At 39.9% G+C, this 22631-nt stretch carries 25 protein-coding genes; 8 read left to right on the top strand and 17 right to left on the bottom strand.

Features of this window, described 5'->3' with window-relative positions; translation table 11 throughout:
* Positions 1–235: 235 nt before the first annotated feature.
* From thiE to G6W41_RS04155, 3 genes are read right to left on the bottom strand one after another with little or no spacing between them, the layout of a single operon-like run.
* Positions 236–850 (bottom strand): thiamine phosphate synthase, encoded by a 615-nt coding sequence (gene thiE, locus G6W41_RS04145; RefSeq protein WP_194170704.1) that lies wholly within the window; start codon positions 848–850, stop codon positions 236–238.
* Positions 843–1595 (bottom strand): bifunctional hydroxymethylpyrimidine kinase/phosphomethylpyrimidine kinase, encoded by a 753-nt coding sequence (gene thiD / locus G6W41_RS04150; RefSeq protein WP_430733014.1) that lies wholly within the window; start codon positions 1593–1595, stop codon positions 843–845. The genes thiE and thiD overlap by 8 nt, the downstream gene beginning before the upstream one ends.
* Positions 1588–2916 carry an aminotransferase class V-fold PLP-dependent enzyme gene (locus G6W41_RS04155; RefSeq protein WP_194170705.1) on the bottom strand — a complete coding sequence of 443 codons (1329 nt, stop codon included), beginning with the start codon at positions 2914–2916 and terminating at the stop codon, positions 1588–1590. The genes thiD and G6W41_RS04155 overlap by 8 nt, the downstream gene beginning before the upstream one ends.
* 110 nt (positions 2917–3026) lie before the next feature.
* Between G6W41_RS04155 and G6W41_RS04160 the strand changes: the two genes are divergently transcribed.
* The 6 genes from G6W41_RS04160 (at position 3027) to G6W41_RS04185 (ending at position 7309) form a co-directional block, all read left to right on the top strand.
* On the top strand, positions 3027–3860 hold the full coding sequence (locus tag G6W41_RS04160; protein ID WP_194170706.1) for a DUF234 domain-containing protein: 834 nt from the start codon (positions 3027–3029) through the stop codon (positions 3858–3860).
* A complete protein-coding gene (locus tag G6W41_RS04165; RefSeq protein WP_149715905.1) occupies positions 3857–4843 on the top strand; it encodes a sensor histidine kinase in 987 nt (328 codons plus the stop codon). The genes G6W41_RS04160 and G6W41_RS04165 overlap by 4 nt, the downstream gene beginning before the upstream one ends.
* Entirely contained in the window at positions 4843–5499 is a 657-nt protein-coding gene (locus G6W41_RS04170; protein ID WP_194170707.1) for a cysteine hydrolase family protein, read from the top strand. The genes G6W41_RS04165 and G6W41_RS04170 overlap by 1 nt, the downstream gene beginning before the upstream one ends.
* Positions 5500–5717: 218 nt before the next feature.
* Entirely contained in the window at positions 5718–6146 is a 429-nt protein-coding gene (exbB, locus tag G6W41_RS04175; RefSeq protein WP_194170708.1) for a TonB-system energizer ExbB, read from the top strand.
* Positions 6133–6516 carry a TonB system transport protein ExbD gene (gene exbD / locus G6W41_RS04180; RefSeq protein WP_002939576.1) on the top strand — a complete coding sequence of 128 codons (384 nt, stop codon included), beginning with the start codon at positions 6133–6135 and terminating at the stop codon, positions 6514–6516. The genes exbB and exbD overlap by 14 nt, the downstream gene beginning before the upstream one ends.
* Positions 6491–7309, top strand: coding sequence for an energy transducer TonB (locus G6W41_RS04185; protein ID WP_242039898.1), 819 nt, complete (start codon positions 6491–6493; stop codon positions 7307–7309). The genes exbD and G6W41_RS04185 overlap by 26 nt, the downstream gene beginning before the upstream one ends.
* Positions 7310–7343: 34 nt before the next feature.
* On the opposite strand, the gene G6W41_RS04190 is transcribed toward G6W41_RS04185, so the two are convergent.
* The 8 genes from G6W41_RS04190 to gap form a co-directional block, all read right to left on the bottom strand.
* Entirely contained in the window at positions 7344–8021 is a 678-nt protein-coding gene (locus G6W41_RS04190) for a DUF4272 domain-containing protein (RefSeq protein WP_194170709.1), read from the bottom strand.
* 40 nt (positions 8022–8061) lie between these two features.
* Positions 8062–9408 carry an FAD-dependent oxidoreductase gene (locus tag G6W41_RS04195; protein ID WP_194170710.1) on the bottom strand — a complete coding sequence of 449 codons (1347 nt, stop codon included), beginning with the start codon at positions 9406–9408 and terminating at the stop codon, positions 8062–8064.
* 130 nt (positions 9409–9538) lie between these two features.
* The gene (locus G6W41_RS04200; RefSeq protein ID WP_194170711.1) at positions 9539–10561 is read right to left on the bottom strand and encodes an NADH:flavin oxidoreductase/NADH oxidase; all 1023 of its coding nucleotides are present in this window, start codon (positions 10559–10561) and stop codon (positions 9539–9541) included.
* Positions 10562–11182: 621 nt separating this feature from the next.
* The gene (locus tag G6W41_RS04205) at positions 11183–11851 is read right to left on the bottom strand and encodes a DUF2625 family protein (protein ID WP_194170712.1); all 669 of its coding nucleotides are present in this window, start codon (positions 11849–11851) and stop codon (positions 11183–11185) included.
* A 78-nt stretch (positions 11852–11929) separates the two neighbouring features.
* The gene (fabI, locus tag G6W41_RS04210) at positions 11930–12748 is read right to left on the bottom strand and encodes an enoyl-ACP reductase FabI (RefSeq protein ID WP_009294739.1); all 819 of its coding nucleotides are present in this window, start codon (positions 12746–12748) and stop codon (positions 11930–11932) included.
* Positions 12749–12915: 167 nt separating this feature from the next.
* Positions 12916–13596 carry a triose-phosphate isomerase gene (locus G6W41_RS04215; RefSeq protein ID WP_194170713.1) on the bottom strand — a complete coding sequence of 227 codons (681 nt, stop codon included), beginning with the start codon at positions 13594–13596 and terminating at the stop codon, positions 12916–12918.
* A gap of 3 nt (positions 13597–13599) precedes the next feature.
* Positions 13600–14799, bottom strand: a complete 1200-nt coding sequence (locus G6W41_RS04220) for a phosphoglycerate kinase (protein ID WP_194170714.1) — start codon at positions 14797–14799, stop codon at positions 13600–13602.
* Between the two features lie 16 nt (positions 14800–14815).
* Positions 14816–15814, bottom strand: coding sequence for a type I glyceraldehyde-3-phosphate dehydrogenase (gap, locus tag G6W41_RS04225; protein ID WP_021083664.1), 999 nt, complete (start codon positions 15812–15814; stop codon positions 14816–14818).
* A gap of 79 nt (positions 15815–15893) precedes the next feature.
* Between gap and nadD the strand changes: the two genes are divergently transcribed.
* Complete coding sequence (nadD, locus tag G6W41_RS04230) at positions 15894–16775, top strand: nicotinate (nicotinamide) nucleotide adenylyltransferase (RefSeq protein ID WP_194170715.1); 882 nt, start codon at positions 15894–15896, stop codon at positions 16773–16775.
* On the opposite strand, the gene G6W41_RS04235 is transcribed toward nadD, so the two are convergent.
* On the bottom strand, positions 16759–17742 hold the full coding sequence (locus G6W41_RS04235; RefSeq protein WP_194170716.1) for a YeiH family protein: 984 nt from the start codon (positions 17740–17742) through the stop codon (positions 16759–16761). The two genes, nadD and G6W41_RS04235, sit on opposite strands and share 17 nt — an antisense overlap.
* 103 nt (positions 17743–17845) lie before the next feature.
* Here G6W41_RS04235 and G6W41_RS04240 point away from each other — a divergent pair, with 103 nt between their 5' ends.
* Positions 17846–18382, top strand: coding sequence for a hypothetical protein (locus G6W41_RS04240; protein ID WP_242039899.1), 537 nt, complete (start codon positions 17846–17848; stop codon positions 18380–18382).
* A 48-nt stretch (positions 18383–18430) separates the two neighbouring features.
* Here G6W41_RS04240 and G6W41_RS04245 read toward each other — a convergent pair whose 3' ends face one another.
* From G6W41_RS04245 to rfbG, 5 genes are read right to left on the bottom strand one after another with little or no spacing between them, the layout of a single operon-like run.
* Positions 18431–19330, bottom strand: coding sequence for a glycosyltransferase family 2 protein (locus tag G6W41_RS04245; RefSeq protein ID WP_194170717.1), 900 nt, complete (start codon positions 19328–19330; stop codon positions 18431–18433).
* On the bottom strand, positions 19320–20432 hold the full coding sequence (locus G6W41_RS04250; RefSeq protein ID WP_194170718.1) for a DegT/DnrJ/EryC1/StrS family aminotransferase: 1113 nt from the start codon (positions 20430–20432) through the stop codon (positions 19320–19322). The genes G6W41_RS04245 and G6W41_RS04250 overlap by 11 nt, the downstream gene beginning before the upstream one ends.
* Positions 20419–21135, bottom strand: coding sequence for a hypothetical protein (locus tag G6W41_RS04255; protein ID WP_194170719.1), 717 nt, complete (start codon positions 21133–21135; stop codon positions 20419–20421). Before G6W41_RS04255 ends, G6W41_RS04250 begins: the two co-directional genes overlap by 14 nt.
* A 9-nt stretch (positions 21136–21144) precedes the next feature.
* Entirely contained in the window at positions 21145–21552 is a 408-nt protein-coding gene (locus tag G6W41_RS04260) for a WxcM-like domain-containing protein (RefSeq protein WP_196779809.1), read from the bottom strand.
* Positions 21540–22631 (bottom strand): CDP-glucose 4,6-dehydratase, encoded by a 1092-nt coding sequence (gene rfbG / locus G6W41_RS04265; RefSeq protein ID WP_194170720.1) that lies wholly within the window; start codon positions 22629–22631, stop codon positions 21540–21542. Before rfbG ends, G6W41_RS04260 begins: the two co-directional genes overlap by 13 nt.

A 22631-nucleotide genomic window follows, 5' to 3' on the forward strand; every position in this document is an offset into this window, starting at 1 on the left:
ATCCCCTAACCCCGACAACGTTCAAGGTGCATGCTTCAGTGCTAAAGCACTGCATGTGATTTATTTTTAAGAAATTTCTAGCAAATTTTAAAATTTCATGAACGAGTAATTTCGGCTCTAAAATTTGTAATCTGCTAAGGCGAGTGAATAAGATTTTAAAATTTAAGTAAAAAGTCGTATAAAAATATTTAAATTTATAATTTTTAAGCAAATTTAGTCAAAAAGCCACTTTATCCTAGAAATTTATCTCAATTATCCTTTGTAAATTTTTGATATTTTCTTTGATGTTGCCATCTTTGTATATCGCTGAGATGACGGCGATGAGATCGGGTTTTACGTGGGAAAGTGAGCCGATATTTGTCTCATTTATGCCACCTATGACGCAAACAGGTAGGTTTAAAATTTGCTTTGCCTCTTTAACTACTTCAAGCCCACATTTTGGGGCATTTGGCTTTGTGGGGCTTGTAAAAACAGAGCCAAAAGCAACGTAGCTAGCACCATTTTTAGCAGCATTTATGGCTAAATTTATATCGTTATAGCAGCTAACGCCCACGTATGCGTCTTTGCCTAAAATCTCAAACGCCTCTTTTATGCCCTCATCGTCTTTGCCTAGATGAACAGCCTTGGCACCTATCTTTTTAGCAAATTTGACATTGTCATTTACGATAAATTTCGCGCCAAATTTCTCGCATAAATTTAAAATTTCACTTGCGAGCTTCTCATTTTTGACCGCTTTTTTTGACCTAAACTGGAAAAATTTAACCCCGCACTCCAAAATTTCTCTTGCGTACTCCAAAGCCAAATTTTCAGGCATTAGCAAGTCATCACTTATAGCGTAAATTTCAGCCATCAAGCCCTGCTTTATGATCTATAAGTCTTGCGCCAAATTTGCTTTTATGAGCATTTTTTATCCCATTTGCCACAAATTTTTTAGCCATTTTTATGGCGCTTACTAGATCACTTTGCTGTGCTAAAATGGCCGCTAGCGAGCTTGAGAAGCTACAACCAGCCCCGTGCATCACCTTTGGCTCAAAAAGCTCCTCGCTAAATTTCATCACGTCACCATTTTTTAGATAGAGCGTATCCTCGCAAATTTCATCAACCTTCGTTCGCTTTAGCACCAGATCGCAAGGCAAATTTGTAAAATTAATACCCAAAATCCTAGCCTCATCTACATTTGGCGTGGCGACGCTTGCTAGCTTTAGTAGCTCTTTTAGTGCTTTGATCGCCCCATCTTCTAGCAGTTTTGCACCTGATTTTGCCACACAAACAGGATCAATCACAACTGGCACATTTTTAGCTCTTAACTCCTTTAAAAACGCGCTTACAACGGCTATTATCTCCTCGTTAAAGAGCATGCCAACCTTCACAGCGTCTATGTCAAGCTCGGCTAGCACCATCTCAAACTGAGCTTTCACCATACTTGCTGGCATCGCAAGCACGCTGCTAACGCCATTTGTATTTTGCGCGGTCACGGCCGTGATGACGCTTGCGCTAAAGCAACCAAACGCCTCGCAACTTTTTATGTCCGCCTGAACGCCTGCACCGCCGACACTGTCGCTTCCAGCAACTATCAAAACATTTTTTTTACTCACCCACACACCCACTTATCTCTTTTACGTCAAAAGGGTCTTTGACCTGCCACGAAAGTGCGTATTTCTCGATGCTTTTCTTGATCGCACTCACCAGATAATCAATATCCTCAAAGGTATGCGTATAGTGCAGGCTCGCCCTCACCCAGCCTGGCTTGTGGGTGAAGCTTGGATCCTCTTTTAGCCCCAAAAGGTCGTGTCCGTATGAGCCTGCGCATGAGCAGCCAGCACGTGTTTGTATGCCATACTCTTTGCTTAAAATTTTTGAAAGCTCGTATGGAGCTACGTTTTTTACATTAAATGAAAAAATGGCAAGGCGCTTTAAATTTGCCGGGCAGTAGCTAACTAGCTCTGGGATCTCCCTTAGTCTTTGACAAAAGTATTCGCTAAGCTCGCTCTCGTTTTCGTAGATAGTCGCAAGCCCTATCTCTTCTCTTAGCTTGTAAGCCAAATTTGCCCGTATAAGCCCCAAAATAGGCGGTGTGCCAGCCTCTTCAAGTGCCTCTTGATCCTTTAAAAATATATGGTAGTTTTTACTCACATAGCTTACCGTGCCACCACCTGCAAAGCTTGGCACATCGTCATTTGCTAGCACTTTTTTGATAGCTAGTAGCCCACAACTGCCAACTCCGCCAAGAAGCTTGTGCGGCGAGATAAAGAGCGCGTCAAAGTAGTCGCAGTCTAAATTTGCATAGGCACTAAGGCTCGCCACATCAAATGCTACGATACCGCCAAATTTCTTCACCATCGTGTAAATTTGCTTGTAGTCGCTTATGACACCTGTGACGTTTGAGGCTGCGCTAAAGCTAGCGATGATCTCACGCCCTTGGTTTATCTTTAAAATTTGCTCCAAGTGAGATAGGTCGATGCTGCCGTCTTTTGCAAGCCTTATGCGCTCGACCTCGCAAAGCGCCTCTTTAAAGCTGACCTCATTTGAGTGGTGCTCATAAGGGCCAAGTATGACTAGGGGTGAGTCGTTGTTTGGCTTTAGATCAAACCTTCTTTTAGTAGCTGGAGGCACGTAAAGTCCCAAAAGCTCTTGAAATTTCTTGATCGCACCAGTGGCACCGTATCCTGTAGCTATGAGATAAAAGCTCTCATCAAGCCCAAGAGCGCGCTTTAGCTCGCTTCTAGCGCTATCATACAAATGCTGCGTTTTATAGGCATTTGAGGATGTTAGCGAGTGGGTGTTGGCGTAGGTTTTTAAGATATCAGCGACCTCGTCCTCGATAGGCTTATACGCAAGTCCTGAGGCGGTGTAGTCGAAGTAATGTATCCCTTTTTTTAAAATAATATCTCTTCTAATGTGCTCTAAATTTACCAACTTTAGCCTTTTAGTTTTTGCGTGATTATAATTAAAATTTTCTAAAAATATGCTACAATCCGCCACACAAAGGATACGAAATTTTAGCCATAAAATCGACATTTGAGCGGATGAAGCACCTTGGTATTGCTGAAGTTATAAAATTTCATCTTGTTTTTGATGACTTTTTATTAAAGGGCTCATACTACGATGTTTTTGAGGCGATCAGGGCTGAAATTTTAGATGATTATAAAAATTTGATGGCTAGGTTTTACTTTGACGAGGATAGCGACGAAGCCATCAAAATGGCTCTCATTAAGCTTGCTAGAAGCGACAGAAAGAAATTTAGCGTAAATAAAATTTTGCCCCAAAGCATGACAAATAGGGTCTATGCAAAGCTTTTTAGTAAGGATTTTTTAGTGCTTGAAAAGAGCCAAGAAAAGCCACGAGTAAAAAACAAGCGTCAAATTTTAAAAAAGAGTGAGCGAGCTTATAAGATAGAGGATAAAATTCATTTTAATAGCCATTTTTCAAGGTTTTGGTTTAGATTTATCGAGCCAAATTTAAGCCTTTTAAAAGCAGGCAAAAGTGAAGAAATTTTAGAGCTTATAAGAAGAGAATTTGACGAGTATGCAAGCCTTGGATTTGAGCTTTTAAGCGGCGAACTAATGGCTAAAAAGCTTGGGCTTGATGGCATTTTACTAAGCTCATTTTGGAGCAAAAATATAGAGTTAGACATGCTTTTTAGCATAAATGGCAAGATAATAGTCGGCGAAGCAAAGTATAAAGAGCGAAAAATTTGCAAAAATGTCTTAAATTTAGTCCTTCACAAGTGCGAAAGACTAGGCATAAAGCCTGATATCGTGGCGCTTTTTTCAAAAAGTGGCTTTAGCAACGAGCTTTTGGGCTTAAAAGATGAGCGGCTTAGGCTTTATGAGATAAAAGATTATGAGGAGTTGCTGTGAGTGATATCGATATACAAAATGGCCTAAAAAGCCTAATAGAGCAGACCTATCTGATAGAGCGTGAGTATAAAAATTTGACTGCTTCTTATATGGGCCTGCAAGGTTTTATAAAAGATATCGTAGAAATTTTGCCAAATGCCATTTGGGTGCTTGATGAAAATGATGAAATTTTCTTGCAAAACTCAGAGGCACAAAAGCTTGGCAAAGCGCTAAATTTTATCCCTAAAGATGAGGGCGAGCTAAACTTTGGCTCACAAATTTATCTAGTAAAAAAGGTAGTAAAGGATGATAAAAAGATCATCTCTGCTACCGACATAACGCAGGAAAAACGCACCGAGCGCCTAGCTTCGATGGGTCAAGTAGCAGCGCACCTAGCTCACGAAATAAGAAACCCCATAGGCTCTATCTCGCTTCTAAATTCCACGCTTTTAAAAAGGGCTGAGCCAAAAATTTTGCCTATCGTCGAGCAGATACAAAAGGGGATCTGGCGGGTTGAGCGCATCATCAAAGCCACACTTCTTTTTACAAAAGGGCTTAGCATCACGCCAAAGGAATTTAACTTTTTAGATATCAAAAGTGAGTGCGAAGAGGCGCTTAAATTTTATGAGTATTCAAAAGATATAACTTTTGAGCTAAATTTCCCTGACGCCCTTTATAGTGGCGACTTTGACCTCATCGCGATGGTCTTTCAAAACATTTTATTTAACGCGATCGATGCTATAGAAGAGGACGAAAACGACGAAGGCGTGGTGAGACTAAGCTACGAAAAGACGCCAAATGAACATAAATTTATAGTCTATGACAGCGGAGTTTCTATAAAAAATGAAAATATCGTCTTTGAGCCGTTTAAGACGAGCAAGCTAAAGGGCAATGGCCTAGGGCTGCACCTTTGCTTGCAGATCATCGAGGCGCACAAGGGTAGCATAGAGATAACCCTTGAGCCAAAGACATTTTGTATAAATTTACCCATAAAGGAGAAGTGATGAGTGAAATTTTAGATGAGCTAAATGCGTGGCAAAATGGCCTAAAAGCGCTTAAATTTAGTGAAATTTTTAAAAATGGCAGCAAAAAAGTGGCTTTTATAAGCGTTGATATGATAAATGGCTTTTGCTCTGAAGGCGCACTAGCTAGCAAGCGTGTGGGTGAGCTAGCAAGCCCTATAGCAGATACTTTTAAGATCGCAAGAGAGAAATTTGACCTTAAAAATTTCATCCTCATCCAAGATGCTCATGAGCCAAATTCAGCTGAGTTTGCGAGCTTTCCAGCTCATGCTTTAAAGGGGCAAGATGAAGCAGAGGCTGTTAAAGAGCTAAGAAATTTAGACTTTTTTGGCGAGATGAAAATTTTTTATAAAAACTCACTTAGCATCGCTTATTCGCAGGAGTTTAATAAATTTATAAGTAAATTTGATAGCTTTGTCGTAATGGGCGACTGCACCGATATGTGCATATATCAGCTTGTCTCTCACCTAAGACTTAGCGCAAATGAGCAAAATTTAAAAAGAGAGATCATTGTGCCTGCAAATTTGGTACAAACCTACGACGCACCAGGGCATAGTGGTGATTTTTATCAAAATATATTTTTACACCACATGCAAATGGCGCTGAATGCACGTGTGGTAAAAGAGCTAGAAATTTAGCCATACATTTACATTAAAAACAATTATCAAATTATAAAATTTAGCGCTTATCTATCGTATTAATATAATTAATAACGCAGATTTGCGCTATTTTTAGATCAAATTTTTTAAATTTCTTTTCTTATAAAATATTTTTAGGTTACATTTTTACAATATATTTGACATTAACTATCAATATAGTTATAATTACGCTCAAATTTTAAAAATTAAGAGGCATTATGGAACTTTTAAAACACAACATTGACTATATAATCATCAGTATTTTGGGCATTATGAGCTTTTTTGTACTTTGGTATACGATCGAGCGTATCATTTTTTACTCACGCGTTAATATAAGTAGCTACAAAAACATCGAAGAGCTTGATGAGGCGCTGACAAAAAATTTAACCACACTTTACATCATCTACTCAAATGCCCCATATATCGGACTTCTTGGCACAGTTGCTGGCATCATGATCACATTTTATGACATGGGTATGGCTGGCGGCATCGATACAAAAAGTATCATGATCGGCCTATCTTTGGCGCTAAAAGCAACCGCATTTGGCCTACTTGTGGCGATCCCGACGCTTATGATCTACAATGGCTTTGTTAGAAAAGTCGATGTCATGATAAATAGATACAAGGCCGAAAATGCGTCTAAATAAAAAAGATGGGCTAAATATCGTCCCATTTATCGATATCATGCTCGTTTTGCTAGCCATCGTGCTAAGCATCTCGACCTTCATCGCCCAAGGCAAGATCGCAGTCGATCTACCAAGTGCCAAAAGCGCACAGCAGGATAAAGAGGATGAGAAAAAAGTGAGTGTCGTTATCGATAAAGATAATAAATTTTTTATAGATGATGCAGAAATTTCAGAAGATGAGCTAAAAGATAAGCTAAATGCTGTGGATATAAAAACCTTAATCGAACTAAAAAGCGACAAAAACGCTAAATTTGACAGCTTTGTCAAAGTAATTGATATCTTAAAAGAAAAAGGTCACGAAAACTTTGCAATCCAAACAATCTCTGAGTAAAATTTCAAACTATAGTGGCCTAGCGGTATCAGCGATAGTGCATGTAGCAGCGGCTTATTTCTTGCTTTCACATAATTTTAGTGAGATAAAGATAGGCGAGCAAAAACCTATAAAAATAGCTCTAAATTCATTCACTCCGGTGCCGCAAACTACGGCTCCGCAGATAAGCGAACAAGTGATGATACCAGAGCCAACACCCCCAGCTCCTCCGCCACCGCCCCAGCCACCAAAACCAGAACCCAAGCCTGAGCCAAAGGTAGAGCCAAAACCAGAACCTAAAAAGATAGAAAGGCCTAAACCAGAGCCAAAAAAGGTGGAGAAAAAGCCACTACCAAAGCCTGAGCCTCGCCCTGAGCCTAAAACCGAGCCAAAGGTGGAGCCACAACCTGCTATCACTGTGCCAGCTCCTATCGCGACTCCAGCACCTGCTGTAAATTCAAATTTACCAGCAAATAACAAGTCTATCGCCGCAGCTCCCGCTCAAAAAGTAGCCCAAGAGTTAAATTTATCAAACGCACAAAGCGATGAGGACTTTAGCAAGGTCATAGCAGCTGTGAAAAAGCATAAAAGCTACCCAAACAACGCTAGGAGGATGAAGCATCAAGGCGTTGTTGAAGTTAGATTTTTGCTTAAAACAGATGGCAGCATAGAGGAGCTAAAGGTTACTAAGAGTTCAGGCTTTGAGTCGCTTGATAATGGTGCTTTAGAAAATGTCAAAAAAGCAAGCTCTGAGTTTCCAAAGCCAAAAGAAGCTCGCTATCTTCGCTTTCCTATAGCATTTACGTTAAGATAAATTTTAAGCTCATTTGAGCTTAAAATTTCTTACATCAAGTGTTTAGATCAGGATAGTCCCAGCAGTTAAACTCAGCGCTCAAATCGTCATTTTCTTGCCCTTTGCAGCATAGCCACTCAAGCCCTGCTCGCCTCTCCATAACAACCTCTTCGTCAAGTCCAGCCGCCTTTGTGCCATTTACTCTTGCATTTACACACGCCCAGTGGTAGCGATAAACTAGATCGAGCTTACTTAAAATTTCATCCATGCTGCGAAGCTTTGAGCGGCTTTTTAGCCCGCCCTCTCTAAAGACATTCATCACAAACTCGCAGTCGCAAATTTTATCCATCTGACCGATATCTTCGGCTATGCCAAGCGCCCAAAGCAATATCCAAAGCGACTCATATTTCCAGCCCATATTCACAGCTGTGTCCATATCAGCTCTATCTTCAACGACCTCTTTTTCTTTTACGCTAAGTCCGTCGTAAGCTTCGCCTAAAAAGCTCTTTGCCCACGCCATATTTTCTTCGCCCAAAGAGCCTTCATCACGGATCGTGCAAGCGCACATGATCGCTGTAAATGAGCAAACTGCGCGCTTTATTATCTCGTCAATGTCTCTTGGCGTAACCTCACTATTTTCATAGCGAAGCGGCAAGCTCTCAAGCACCGCCACGCCCTCTTGCTTTAAAATTTTTATGTTCTCATCTTTTCTTTGTTGTGCTGTTTTTGGCATATCCGCACCTCCTTTTAAAAATATCAAATACTCCCATTTCCTACCCAAAAAACTCGGCGTTAAATTTCTCTTCGTCGAAATTTTTACCCAAAAATTTGCAAATTTCCTCCATATCAGCCCTCGCCGTTTCAAAACAGCTAGTAGCCCCTGGACTTGGCGTCATGTTAAAGCTTATGCCCTCGCCTGTGCTGATCTTGCCCTCGCCAAGCTCGAGCCTTTTTTTATTGCGGTCGATCACCTGCGGCCTTACGCCACCAAAATTTACAGCGTAGCTTAGGTCATTTTCGCTTAGGCTTGGCACGATCTTTCTGGCGTCTTTAACAAATTCTTTTTTGTTGATAAATGGCACTTCAAACAAGAAATTTCTTAGTATATAGGACCTGATGTCTCCATCTTTTAGTAAATTTGTAAAGACTTCAAGGACGTTTTTGTCAAATTTTAAGCACTTTAAGAAGTCAAAAAAGCTAGAACTTCCGTGAAATCTCTCAAGCTTTGGTATGACAAGGGCAGTTGGGCCAAAGCGAGTGTTGCCATTAGCTAGGATGTCTGGGTCGCCGTGAAGTGCGGCAAATGGCAGCTTGTCGTTTTGCACCATATAGACTTTGCCGTTTAGCAGGCGCTTGTTAGCAAAGTAAAAGCTTCCAGCAACTGGCAGCGTGCTAAGATGTAGCCCGTAACCCATCTTGTGAGCTAGAAATAGCGAGTGCGCTCCAGCATCGACTACAACGTAGTTTGCAGTGATCACTTCGCCGTCATTTATCTTGATGTGAAAGGTATCGCCCACCTTTTTCATATCAGTCACTTCTGAGCTTAGGCTGATCTCATAGCCATCTCCGCCCAAATTTAGCGCATTTTGAACGAGCGAATTTGCCACGCCGCCAAAGTCCATCGTCGTAAATTGCCCATTTTGCGCGCCTATTGCGATGATATTTTCTGGGCGCTCATTGCCATTTGCGTCAAAAACGACGTTTGGCTCGATCTGCTTTAACTTCTCTTTGTCATAAATTTCAAGATAAGGAAATAGCTCTTTAAAGCTCTCATATCGCTCCTTGATGCGCTCTACTTCGGCATCTCCGATGGCTAGCGTCATCTTTTGATGAGCGAACATATATTTGCCCTCTAAGTTGTATTTTAGGGCATATTTTACTGGCATATTTGCCACTTGCGAGACCTTTTTTGCCTTTTCTAGCGTGTAGTTTGTCTCGATATCGCCGCAGTGGATGGTCTGCGAGTTGCCCTTGCCACTTGAATTTAGCGTCGCTACGCCGTCATATTTTTCTAAAAGTGCGACCTTTTTTATATCGCTAAATGCAGCCAACTCGTAAAAGAGTGCCGTCCCGCTAATGCCCGCTCCAACAATTGCCACTACAAAGTGCTTTTGCCTCATTTTCTCCCCTGAAAGTTTAGTCGCACAAATGATACTATATTAAATTTAAATCAAACAGCAAAAAGCGTGGCGTGAAAAATAGGCTGTGTAAAAGTGAAATTTGGCAAGGCTTTCACCTTGCCATGAAAATTTAATATGCCCTTTTGTAGGCGTTTTCTATTTTGTCATTTTCGCTAAATTCTTTCATGGCGCCAAAAGCAAAATATGGGTTGCGTAGTAGCTCCCTGCCAAGCGCCACGCCGTCGCAAACATCGCCAAGCAGCAATGCCTCGCACTCGCTTGCCTTTGTGATGAGCCCAACTGCGATAACTGGGATATCAACTGCATTTTTCACAGTTTTTGCGTAGCCAGCCTGATAAAGAGGCGTAAATTTAGGCGCATTATCAACTTTTGCATAGACTCCGCCAGCTGAGACGTGGATGAAGTCAGCTCCATTTTTCTCTAACTCACGTGCGAGCTTCACGCTCTCCTCTACGTCCCAGTCACCATTAAGCCAGCTACTTGCACTTATCCTCACGCCAACTGCGATGTTAGCGCCAGCCTTGATCTCTCTTAAAATTTCAAGCAGCAGCCTTATGCGGTTTTCAAATGTGCCGCCGTATGCGTCACCTCGCTTGTTCGTGCCAGCACATAAAAATTGATTTATCAAATATCCATGCGCTGCGTGTATCTCCGCAGCCTCGTATCCTGCGCTCTTTGCCCTAATGGCCGCATCCACAAAGCTTTGCTTAACGTTTGCGATATCCTCTGCGCTCATCTCTTTTGGCGTGGCGTAGTCTTCACTAAATTTGATAGCACTTGGCGCGATGATGCCCTCACAAGTGCCCTTTCTGCCAGCGTGAGCTAGCTGGATGGCCATTTTGGCGCCGTATTTGCTGCAGCCTTTTACCAGCTCCGCGTGAGCCTCGATCTGCTCGTCACTCCAAAGCCCAAGGTCTTTTTTGGTGATCCTGCCGCGCGCCTCCACAGCCGTCGCCTCAACGATGATCATGCCGACACCGCCGATCGCCCTTGTAGCGTAGTGAAGCTTGTGAAAGCACCTTGGACGGCCATCCTCTTTTTTGACCTCGTACATGCACATCGGAGCCATGATAATGCGGTTTTTGATCTCGAAATTGCCTATCTTAAGTGGTGTAAAAAGCTTATTTTGCATGAAATTTCCTTTAAATTTTTTTGGTTATTTTAGGATATTTGTTTAAATTCTTGGATTTGCAGGAATTTATCTCTTGCGACTACAAAAGTGTTTAGTAAATTTTAAATTTAAAAACCTGCTCAAACGAGCAAGCAAGGTTTTAAATTTACGAATTTACTTTGTCAAATTAGGTAAGTGTTGAGTAAATTTTAAAATTTTATGAACGAGTAATTTCGGCTCTAAAATTTGAGCTAAGCGATAAGCGAAGCCAAATTTTAGTAGTCAATCCTTAGGGGTGAATGAAAGTTTTAAAATTTGTAAAATAGTGTGTTTTCTTTTTTTGAAAAATGGACTTTAAATTTAAAAGCTTTTCTTCAAAAGGAAGACAAGGGGACTTGAATTACGAAGCCGTCCCCTTATCTCCCTTTATATCCCACAATCCCCTCGCACGTTCAAAGGGCATGCGATAGCACTATAGTGCCACATGCGGTTAAGATACTCTGATAAATTTTAAAATTAGAGCTGGCATATCACGGCTCTAAATTTAGTGGCGAATACCTATGAGCCCTAAATTTAGTAAGTTGCTAAGGCGAGTGAGTAAGATTTTAAAATTTGCAAAAGCAGAAATTTACAAAATCAATCCTATTTCTCCCCCTTAAACAAAGAAGCAAAATACTCATCGATATTAACGCCGTCTTTTTTCATATCTTTTAGTCTTAGCCTTATGTCGGCGTCTTGCCAAAGAAGTGGTGGTAGCGCAAACATCACCTTATCAAGGCTAAAATTTCTTACATCATCTCGCCAACCATCCCAGCGGTAAAGCTCGTAAAATTTGGATATATCCCCACTTAGCGCCCAGTATAAAAACTGCGAGTAGCCAAGCTGCGTATCTTCCCATTTGCCGCTATCTGGTGCGTAGTAAAAGACGTTGCCAGCCTTGCCACCAAAGGCGCCGCCATTTACCGCGAAAAATCCGCCCAAAACATCATCCGCCACTAGCAAATAGCCAGGCATCTGTCCTACTTCGCTAAAGCTTTTGCCAAGGTTAAAGCTGTAAATTCCGCGCTTCATCCGCTCACATCCTGAGCCAAGCAGGCGCAACCAACCGCCATCTATCACTATGCCGCCGCACCCATAAACAAGCGCGCCCATCGGTGAACGAGTGGTGACCTGAAGCCCTAAAAGCTCACTTTGCGCCCTGCTCTCATCGCGAGGCAAAATTTCATAGTCGTTTTTGGCCTCTTTTAGCCACTCTTCGATCAGCGCCCAGCCTGACTCATTTGTATCTATAAACTCATCTAAAGCTCTCATTTTCTGTCCTTGCGATAAATTTGGTGAAATTTAAAAGAAGAATTTGGCGAGTCGTCCCGCCAAATTTATATCGGTAGATTATTTTGCGTCCCAAGCTAAGATCGTGTTGCCCTCGGCGTCGGTAGCCACGTCGCCCATGCCCATGATGTTGTAGCCACAATCTACGTAATGAACCTCGCCTGTTACGCCGCTAGCTAGGTCGCTAAGCAGATACATAGCGCTGTTGCCGACGTCTTCAGTGGTGACGTTGCGTTTTAGCGGGCTATTTACTTCGTTGTAGCGCAAAATCATCCTAAAATCGCCTATTCCGCTTGCAGCAAGCGTCTTGATAGGGCCTGCGCTGATCGCATTTACGCGGATATTTTTAGCGCCAAGGTCGTGCGCTAGGTAGCGAACCGAGCTTTCAAGTGCTGCTTTCGCAACGCCCATGACGTTGTAGTGTGGCACAAATTTTGGTCCGCCAAGGTATGTAAGAGTTAGCACCGAGCCGCCCTCTTTTAGCACTGGTAAGACCGCACGAGTAAGGCTTAGTAGTGAATAAACGCTAGTGCCCATCGCTATGTCAAATGCCTCTTTTGTTGTATTTACAAACTCGCCCTCAAGCGCTTCTTTTGGTGCGTAAGCCACAGCATGCACGACAAAATCGATCTCGCCAAGGTCTTTTTTGATTTGATTTGCAAGCCCGTCTAGGTGAGCTTGGTTATTTACGTCAAGCTCGTAGACAAATTTGCTACCAAACTCCTCAGCGATCGGCTCTACGCGCTTTTTAAGAGCGTCGTTTAGGTAAGTAAATGCCATCTGCGCACCTTGATCGTGACAAGCTTTTGCGATGCCGTAAGCTATTGATTTGGCATTAGCAACGCCTACGATCAGACCTTTTTTACCTTTTAGTATCATCATTTCTCCTTTTATTTTGTTTGACTTTTAAGCGATATTTAAATTTTAAACCAAATTTAATAGTGGCAGTATCGTGAGATGAATTTTAATGTTGTGTAGAAATTTTAGGTCAAGACTAGGCAAATAGCCTGTCGCAGACTTAAAATTTCGAACTCATTAAAAAGCGCTCACGAGACAACGCGTATCAAATTTAGAAAATTATTCGCATCCCAGCTGGCTGTGCCTACTAAAACCCCATCGCAGCTTTTGATACCTGCGATATCAGCGATGTTTGCCGCATTGACGCTTCCACCGTAAAGTAGTGGCACATTTGCCTTTGTCTTTAAAAAACTTAGCACCTCATCTATCTGCTCTATGCTAGCGCTCCTGCCGGTTCCTATCGCCCAGATCGGCTCGTAGGCGATGACTAAATTTTTATAATCTAGGTCTATATTTTCAAGCTGACGGCTTAGAAATTCTTTGGTAGCTCCGCTTTCGTTTGTGCTTAAATTTTCGCCGATGCAGTAGATGACATTCCAGCCATTTTTTGCGGCAAAGTCAAATTTCGCTCGCAAAAACTCCTCGCTTTCGTTTAAAATTTCACGTCTCTCAGAATGGCCGATAAGCACATCTTTGATGTCAAATTCATCAAGCATCGCCTTGCCGATCTCGCCGGTAAATGCCCCACTCTCGCATGGGTAGAAATTCTGCGCTCCAAGCCTAAAAATATGCCTTTTTTCATCAAAGGCACTAGCTGGAGCAAATACGCTCACGTCGTCGTTTGCGCTTAAATTTTCGTCTAAAATTTTCGCGTACTCTCTAAAGCTCTCTCTTGTGTGGTTGCACTTTAAATTCGCTAGAAATTTCAAGACCTACTCCTCTTTTCTAAGCGGCTTTATGCCAGGCAGCTCTTTGCCTTCTATTAGCTCCAAGCTCGCACCGCCGCCAGTTGAGATAAATGTCATCTCATCAGCGTCGCCTGCGCGCTCGACCACGTCAGCCGTATCGCCACCGCCAACGACGGTTGTCGCGTGAGTGTCGATGATAGCGTGGCTCATTTTGATACTGCCTTTGCTAAATTTATCCATCTCAAAAACGCCCATAGGTCCGTTCCACCAGATGGTTTGCGCATCGGCGATGACCTCTTTAAATAGCCTAATCGACGCTGGTCCGATGTCAAGCCCCATCCAACCATTTGGGATCTCTTGTGCAGGGACATATTTTACGGCACTTTCAGCTGAAAATGTCTGAGCAGCGACGACATCTACTGGTAGGTAAATTTTTACTCCTAGCTCTTTGCCTTTTTGTAAAATTTGCCTCGCATCTTCGATGAGCTCTTCTTCAAGGAGCGAATTTCCGATGTTTTCGCCAAGTGATTTTAAAAATGTAAATGCCATGCCACCGCCAATTATGAGCTTATCGACGCGTGGCAGAAGGTTATGCAAGGCTTGAAGCTTGCCACTTACCTTTGAGCCGCCCACGACTGCAACAAATGGACGTGATGGATGTTTTATCAAATTTTGAGCGAAATTTATCTCTTTTTGCAACAAAAATCCCGCTGCTTTGTGCTTCTCATCGTAAAATTTAGTGATCGCCTCGACCGATGCGTGAGCCCTGTGGCAAACGCCAAATGCGTCATTTATGTAAAATTCGCCAAATTCTGAAAGCTCTTTTGCCAAAGCCTCATCGTTTTTAGTCTCGCCCTTTTCAAAGCGTAAATTTTCTATCATTAAAATTTCGCCTGGCTTTAGAGCCGCAGCCTTTGTTTTAGCGTCATTTCCGATCACATCTTCAGCAAATATCACCTCTCTATCAAGAAGCCTTGATAGCCTCTTAGCCACGCCTTGAAGTGAAAATTTCTCTTCATAGCCGTTTTTTGGACGCCCTAAGTGACTAGCCAAAACCACGCTGCAGCCATTATCCAAGCAGTAGCGGATAGTTGGGATCGCCGAGCGGATCCTGCGGTCATCAGTGATGTTTAAAAACTCGTCCATAGGCACGTTAAAATCGCACCTTATAAAGACTTTTGCACCATTAAGCTCAAGGTCGTTGATCGATAAAATTTCACTCATTTTTCACCCTTTAAATTTACTTTGTAGCCACGATCTTAGCAAGATCAACAAGCCTTGTTGAGTAGCCCCACTCGTTGTCATACCACGCAAAAACCTTCACCATATCATCAGCGATAACCTGCGTAGTGTCGCTCGCTACGATGCTGCTAAAGGTGCTTGTACAAAAGTCGCTGCTAACTCTATAGTCGTCATCGACGAATAAAATTCCCTTTAAATTCGACTCCGCAGCCGCTCTAAATGCCTCGTTTATCTCATCTTTACTAGCTGGTCTTTTTAAAACTGCCGTTAGATCAACCATAGAGACGTTTGCTACTGGCACGCGGACTGCTTGACCGTGCAGCTTGCCGCTTAGCTCTGGGAGCACTTTAGCGATCGCTTTTGCAGCTCCGGTGGTCGTAGGTCCGATATTTAGCGCTGCAGCGCGCGAGCGGCGGAAGTCTTTAGCTTTTACATCAACTAGGCTCTGACCATTTGTGTATGCGTGGATAGTGGTCATTAGCCCCTTTACAATGCCAAATTTATCGTTTAGCACCTTTGCAACTGGAGCTAGGCCGTTTGTAGTGCAACTTGCGTTTGAGACGATCGCTTCGCCTGCGTACTTATCGTCATTTACGCCAACTACAAAGGTCGCTGTGTCGTCTTTTGCCGGAGCGCTCATGACGACTTTTTTAACGCCGCGAGCAAGATAAGGCTCACATTTTTCAGTGGTTAAAAACTTGCCAGTGCACTCTAAAACCACGTCTACGCCGTAGTCTGCGTAGCTAAGCTCGTTTAGATCTCTTGTAGAAAAAACTCTTATCTTTTTGCCATTTACTTCTATAAAATCGTCGCTTATCACCTTAACGTCTTGCTTAAATTCGCCGTGTACGCTGTCATATTTAAGCAAATACCTCGTCATATCCCTTGTTGCGGTGTCGTTAATAGCGACAAGCTCAACATCATCACGCTCTAAAATAATACGAGCAGCACACCTACCGATACGCCCAAAGCCGTTTATTGCTACTTTAACTGACATCTTAGCTCCTTTTGATATAATTACGCCTAATTCTACAAAAAAGAATTTTAAAACAAATATAAACAAGGCACTTTAATAGATGAAGTTAGCACTTTTTGGCGGGAGCTTTGATCCGGTTCATTTAGGACACGATAGTATTGTGAAAATGGCACTAAGCAGCCTTGATATCGACAAGCTCATCATCATGCCAACTTTTATAAGTCCCTTTAAGAGCGAATTTTCAGCTCCGCCAGAGCTTCGCCTAAAGTGGATAAGAGAAATTTGGGGCGGCCTAGAGAAGGTCGAGATATCAGACTATGAGATAAATTTAGCTCGCCCAGTGCCTACCATAGAGACGGTTAAGTATTTGTATGAGAAATTCAAGATAGAGAAATTTTATCTCATAATAGGCGCGGACCACCTAGCCACGCTTGATAAGTGGCATGGTTACGGGGAGCTTAAAAATTTAGTGCAGTTTGTGATCGCCAAACGCAATCATATAGAAATTCCACAAAATTTACAAAAAATGGACGTGCATGTGGATGTTAGCTCATCGCAGATCAGACACCAAAAGGGGCTTGATGAGCTACCTAGTGAGATAAAAGATGAGATTATAAATTTTTACCAAGGATTAAAGATGCAAGAGAGATCGATGCAAGAGCGCACCGAAAGTATAGTTAAGGTTTTAGACGCAAAAAAGGCTGAAGAGATACAAGTGTTTGATATGAGCGGGGATGATTATTTCGTAAAGGCCGTAGTTATCGCTACTACGCTTGGTGAGAGGCACGCTTACTCGCTGGCTGAGGATCTAAAAGAGGAGCTAAAGCCTCTTGGAGAGAAATTTATAGGCACGGAGAGCTCGCCTGATTGGATCGTGATGGACCTTGGCGACATTTTGATACATCTTTTGAGCCCAGCCTACAGAGCAAAATACAACATCGAAGAGTTTTTGCAAAAGCTAAAAACTAGCAAAGAGTCTTAACAAAAATAAGCGATGAGCAAGTAAGCCATAAAAATATAAAAAATGCTAACAAAAATGGCTTTTTGCCCGTCGCTTTAAATATACTCCTATCTATCCCAAACCCCAAAGCACACATCGCCACGCAAAGGCAGATGCTAGCGGCTAGCTTTAAAATTTGCACCAAATTTTCAGGGAAAAATGGCAAAGACCTAACGCAGATCGCCACTAGGAAAAATAGCGCAAACCAAGGTATGCTCTTTAGTTTTGAGCTGCCGCTATTTTGACTTAAATTTAAGAAATTTAGCAAAAACAAAAATGGCACGAGCATGATGACGCGAAGCATTTTTATGATGAGGGCGGTGCTGCTTGCTGCGCTATCAAATGCCGCTGAAGCTGCCACTACGTGGGCTACTTCGTGAAGTGAGCCGCCGATAAAAAAGCCAGTTTGCTGCGGCGTGAGAGCTAGAAATTTAGCGATAAATGGATATATAAACATGCCAATACTCCCAAAGAGCACCACCGTGCAAATGGCGATAGCAAGCTTGTTTTCGTCTGCTTTTATCTCATTTTGCGTAGCCATAACAGCAGCTGCGCCGCAGATACTTGACCCTGAGCCAATGAGCACGGCACTATCTTTGCTAAGTCCCAAAGCTTTAGCGACAAAAAGAGCAAAGCAAAAGGTCGCAAAGACCATAAAAGCTGCGTATATCACGCCTAGAGTGCCGACACTTGCGATCTGGTTAAGGCTTATATTAAAGCCAAAAAGTATGATGCCAAGCCTTAAAATTTGCTTCCCAGCGATCGCTACGACGCCGCTATTTTTTAAAATTTGAGTCTGTTTGGTAAAAAGATTTGCAAAAATGGCGCCTAAAATAATAGAGATGATGAGCGGGCTAGTGTGAAATTTAGCCAAAAGTGTGTTTGAGAGCGCAAAAGAAACGCCGCATATGAGCGCTAAAACCAAGACAGCGAGAAATTTGTGATACATATTTTAACCTTAACTCTTTTTTTAAAAATGCAATTAGCACGTTTGGGTATAATTAGACGAATTTTATAATGCAAATTTAAAATAAAGATAAAGGGATAGGCCTATGATCATCCTTGGCGAAAAATATACTTTCACCAAACTAGAGCTAGAGAAGCTTAGGAAGAAATTTGGCCAGGTGAATTTTTTATCCCCTGAAAATAGTGACGCTAAAGCTTTGCGAAGTGCGCTAGAAAATCTCATAAAATCGGGCGATCAAAGGCTAATAGTGCTAAATACCCAAAAGCCTGTTGATAGCAAACTGGTGAGATTTCTCACACTTTTGCAGTTTAAAACGAAGTATAAAAAGATCAAATTTCTAAATGTGGAGAGCTTTTTAGAAATTTACTTGCAAAAGTGCTACATCCCAGAAAATGGCGAAAATTTAAATTTTTTAAACGATATCAAGCCTTATAATGCCCTTGAATACGCTCTAAAACGCGTGATCGACTACGCAAGCTGCTCACTGCTTCTTGTGATACTTTTTGTGCTTAAATTTTACGTAAAGAAAAAGATAGACGAGCAGTCCCCTGGCAGTCTTTACTTCTTGCAAAATAGGGTTGGGCTGGATACTAAGCATGAAAACTCAGAACGTAATCCATAAAAGTATAAAAATGACTTATTTAGTGCGTCGTTTATATTACAAATAAATCTAAGAGTACCATCTCAAAGTTCGTAAAATTTTTGAGATAATTTTATTTAAAACGGTTAAAGAAAAAGCATCTTTAAAAGACATATCTCTTAAAATTCTTAGAATTTCTCTTGTATTAATATCCTTCAAAGAAAATAAAATTTCTTTTATATCCATTATGGCCTTTGCTTCATCTAGCCTTTTTAATATATCCTTCTCACTATACATATTCTTTAATTTTTTTAATACAACTTTCACCTCTTTGATGTTATCAAGGCGTTTTGTATTGGAGATACTATTTGCATTAGAAGCCCTATAATATGCAAGTGGCTCATCTATATAGCATGCCTTTTCGTTTTTTAAAAGCCTAATAAAAAGATCATAATCTCCTGGAAAATTTAGGCTTGAATCAAACTTATCTTCAATATTATCATATGCTTTCTTGGAAATCATAACTGTTAAAATTCCGATAGAATAATTAGCTATTTGGTGTTTAAAAATATATCCTGATGGCTGAGTTTTAACAAATAATTTTTTATTCTTATTTGGGCCCATAATATAAAAGTTAGTGTAGCAAAGCCCAAAATCACTATTATGCATTAATGAAATTTGTTTTTCTAACTTATCATTTTTCCACAAATCATCACAATCTAAAAATGCAATGAAGTCACCCTTAGCTTCTTTAACGGCATAATTTCTAGCGCCATAAAGTGGAGCAAATGTTGGGGCATAAAAATACTTTATTCTACTATCATTATACGATTTTGCAATGTTTGCACTATTGTCAGTTGATTGATTATCCCAAAAAATTAATTCCCAATTTTTATATGTTTGGTTTATTACACTCTCGATACTTTCTCTTAAGAATTCATCACTATTAAAACAATTCATAATCACCGATACTAGTGGTTTATCTTGCATAAAATGTCCTTATCTTATTTACAATAAATTTTATATCGCCCATTTCCAAGTCAAAATGACACGGAAGCGTTAAAATTTCATTATATATTTTTTCGCTTCTTGGCAGTGAATAACTGGTATTAAATTTTGTTAGAAGATGATTTGGCTTATAGTGAATACCTGTTTCTATGCCATTCTCTAGTAAAAAATTTCGCAATCCATCTCTATTTTTTACCTTTATGACAAAGATATATGGAGCAACATCATCAAAATCAAATTTTAAATAATCAACTTCATCTACATCTTTAAGCAAATCCACATATAGTCTGGCTAGCTCTTTTCTTTTAGCTATGAAGCCATCTATCCTAGAAAGCTGAGCTATTCCAATTGCAGCCATAATATTGCTCATGTGATATCTGAAACCTTGAAGCTTCACATCAAAATCCCAGCTTCTTTGACCTGAGTATCTTTTTTCACTATCTTTTTCAACTCCAAGAAGCCTCATATCTCTAACTTTTTGTATAAATTTTAAATCACTAGATAAAATGGCTCCACCTTCACCACAAGTAATATTTTTTACTCCATCAAAACTAAAACAAATTATATCGCCACTGATGCCAACTTTCTTACCATTCCTAAGACAGCCAAATCCTTGAGCAGCATCTTCGATAACCCTTAGCCCAAACTCATTTGCAATTTCATAAATACTTTCCATGCCCTTAGATGAGCTGGCATAATGTACTGGCATAATGGCTCTAGTTTTTTTAGTAATTCTTCTTTTTATATCATCTTTATCGATAAAAATCGTGTCAGGATCTACATCACAAGGAATAGGTTTTAACCCCAAAGCAGAAATAGCCTGAAAAGACGCAACATAAGTAATAGTTGGAACTAAAATTTCATCATTTTCGTTAAAATCAAGCGCTGCAAGAGCCAAATGAAGAGCAGAGGTTCCAGTGTTTACACATACTACTTCCATATCGGTAGCTAAATACTCTTTAATAGCAATTTCAAATTGCATAACATTTTTACCCATACCAAGATACTCTTCATCAAGTACCTTCAAAACGGCTTGTTTTTCTATATCACCAATTGAAGATTTTGAAAGTCTAATCTTTCTCATTTTTAATCCTAATCCAATATGCTCCATGTTTATGAGTGCCATAAGTTATATTTTCAAAACCAACCTTTTTAAGAAGTATGATATGCTCATCAATATTTCTTAAGTATCCCCAAAACTGACCCTTATTATATAATCCAAGTAGTGATAAAACAGTTTTTACAATCTCTTTTATACTTGCAACAAATCCTTCTGCTGGCATAATAACCTCAGCTAAATAAAATTCTTTAAATCCATATTCATAAACACTTTTTAAAAAATTAGTATACTCTTCATTATTAAAAACATAGTCTATGGTGCTACAATAACCAAATTCATATTTTTTCTCATCTTTGACACATTCCGGGAAAAAGCCTATCACGGTTTTACACCCCCCCCCATTTGTCAACCACTTAAAATTATTAGAAGGCTCTATTGCTAATATATTTTTATCGCTATTTTTAATTATAAAATTTTCAACAAAACCATTACCGCAGCCTATAGATAGGATATCCCTATAATCTTTTGAAAAGATTATAATATCTCTTGCAACATTTGTTTTACGTTCAATATAATCTTTTGAAAGGTCATTATATGAATTAAATTTTTTATAAAATAGTTCATAAAATTTTTTATAAAACTCATCATCTGCAATTTTTTTAGAATCAAGCTTAGTAAATTCATTAAATTTTATACCAAACCACTCCTTTTGATATATTTTTTTCACTTAAAGCCTTTAAAAATTATATTTAATGTTATTAATGTCCATGCTAATAGACTCGTTAGGATTATGCTCTATGCTTGCAATATTTAAAAGCATATTATTCTTTCCGAGACCACAAAAAGCCATCCATAACCCGTTTTTTATAGTCAGTCTTTGATAATTTTCATGAGATAAATTTACACTAAAGAATTCTTTTTTTATATCATCATAAATTACAAATTTAATCTCTCCCAAACAGACTACAATATTAAGCACCATTTGATTGTGTTTCTTCCAGCCTTTTATCTCTTTTTCGTTTATAGTTGAAAAATACGCCTCTCCAAAACCACAAAAACCATAATCACTTTGTTTCATCGCATGAAAAATGTCACCCTTTGGATTATAAATTTGTTTTAATGGTGTTAAAATCACTCCGTCCATGATAACGCTCTATTTTTTGCAATATTTTCATATTCTATTATTTGTTCTGTTGTCTTTTTAAACATATCTGAGTTTTTTTTATAAAAGTCATAATACCACTGTGAGGTAAACTCAATTGTTTCTTTATACTCTAAGCTTGCATGCCATTTAAGATAGTGCAACGCCTTGTCGCAATTTAGCTTTAGTAATTTAGCTTCGTCAAAAATTATTTCATCTACAACATTATATATATTTTTTAAACTCCAAATTTTACTAAGATCCATCAATAATTCTGCCACACTGTGATTTTGTTCAGCTCTTGGACCAAAGTTAAAACATTCGTGATTTAAACTATCGTCTAAAGATAGTGCCATAGCCAAATTTAAATAACCACTAAGTGGCTCAAGAACATGTTGCCATGGTCTTGTAGATTTTGGAGATCTGATATTTACAGCCTTGTTTTTACTCCATGCCATCATACTATCCACTACGATTCTATCTTTAGCCCAATCCCCGCCACCAATTACATTTCCTGCTCTTGCTACACCTATCCTTATATTTTTAATCTCTTTAAAAAATGAGTTACAATAGGATTTAATAATAAGCTCTGCTGCACCCTTAGACCCACTATAAATGTCTTTTCCGCCAAGTGCATCATTTTCTCTATATCCCCAAACTTGTTCGATATTGTCATAAGCTTTATCGCTTGTTATAATTATAGCCGTGCATTCATGCTCTGCTTTTCTCAATATCTCTAAAATATTTGTAGTGCCCATAACATTTGAAGTTATGGTTTCTATTGGATCTTTATATGAAACAGAGACTATTGGTTGAGCTGCCAAATGAAAGACAAAATCTGGTTTTTCATTGAAAAAAATTTCTTCCATAATTTCTAAGTCGCGAATATCAACTCTATAATCTTTTTTAATCTTATCTTTTAAATTTAATAAATCAAACATAGATGGATTTGTTGGGATATCCTTTGAAATTCCAATAACTTCTGCCCCTAATTTTAAGAGCCATGTGCCAAGCCAACTACCCTTAAAGCCAGTATGTCCAGTAATTAAAACTTTTTTATTTTCAAAAACATTTTTGAACAT

The sequence above is a fragment of the Campylobacter concisus genome (assembly GCF_015230035.1).
Classification (GTDB): Bacteria; Campylobacterota; Campylobacteria; order Campylobacterales; family Campylobacteraceae; genus Campylobacter_A; species Campylobacter_A concisus_BK.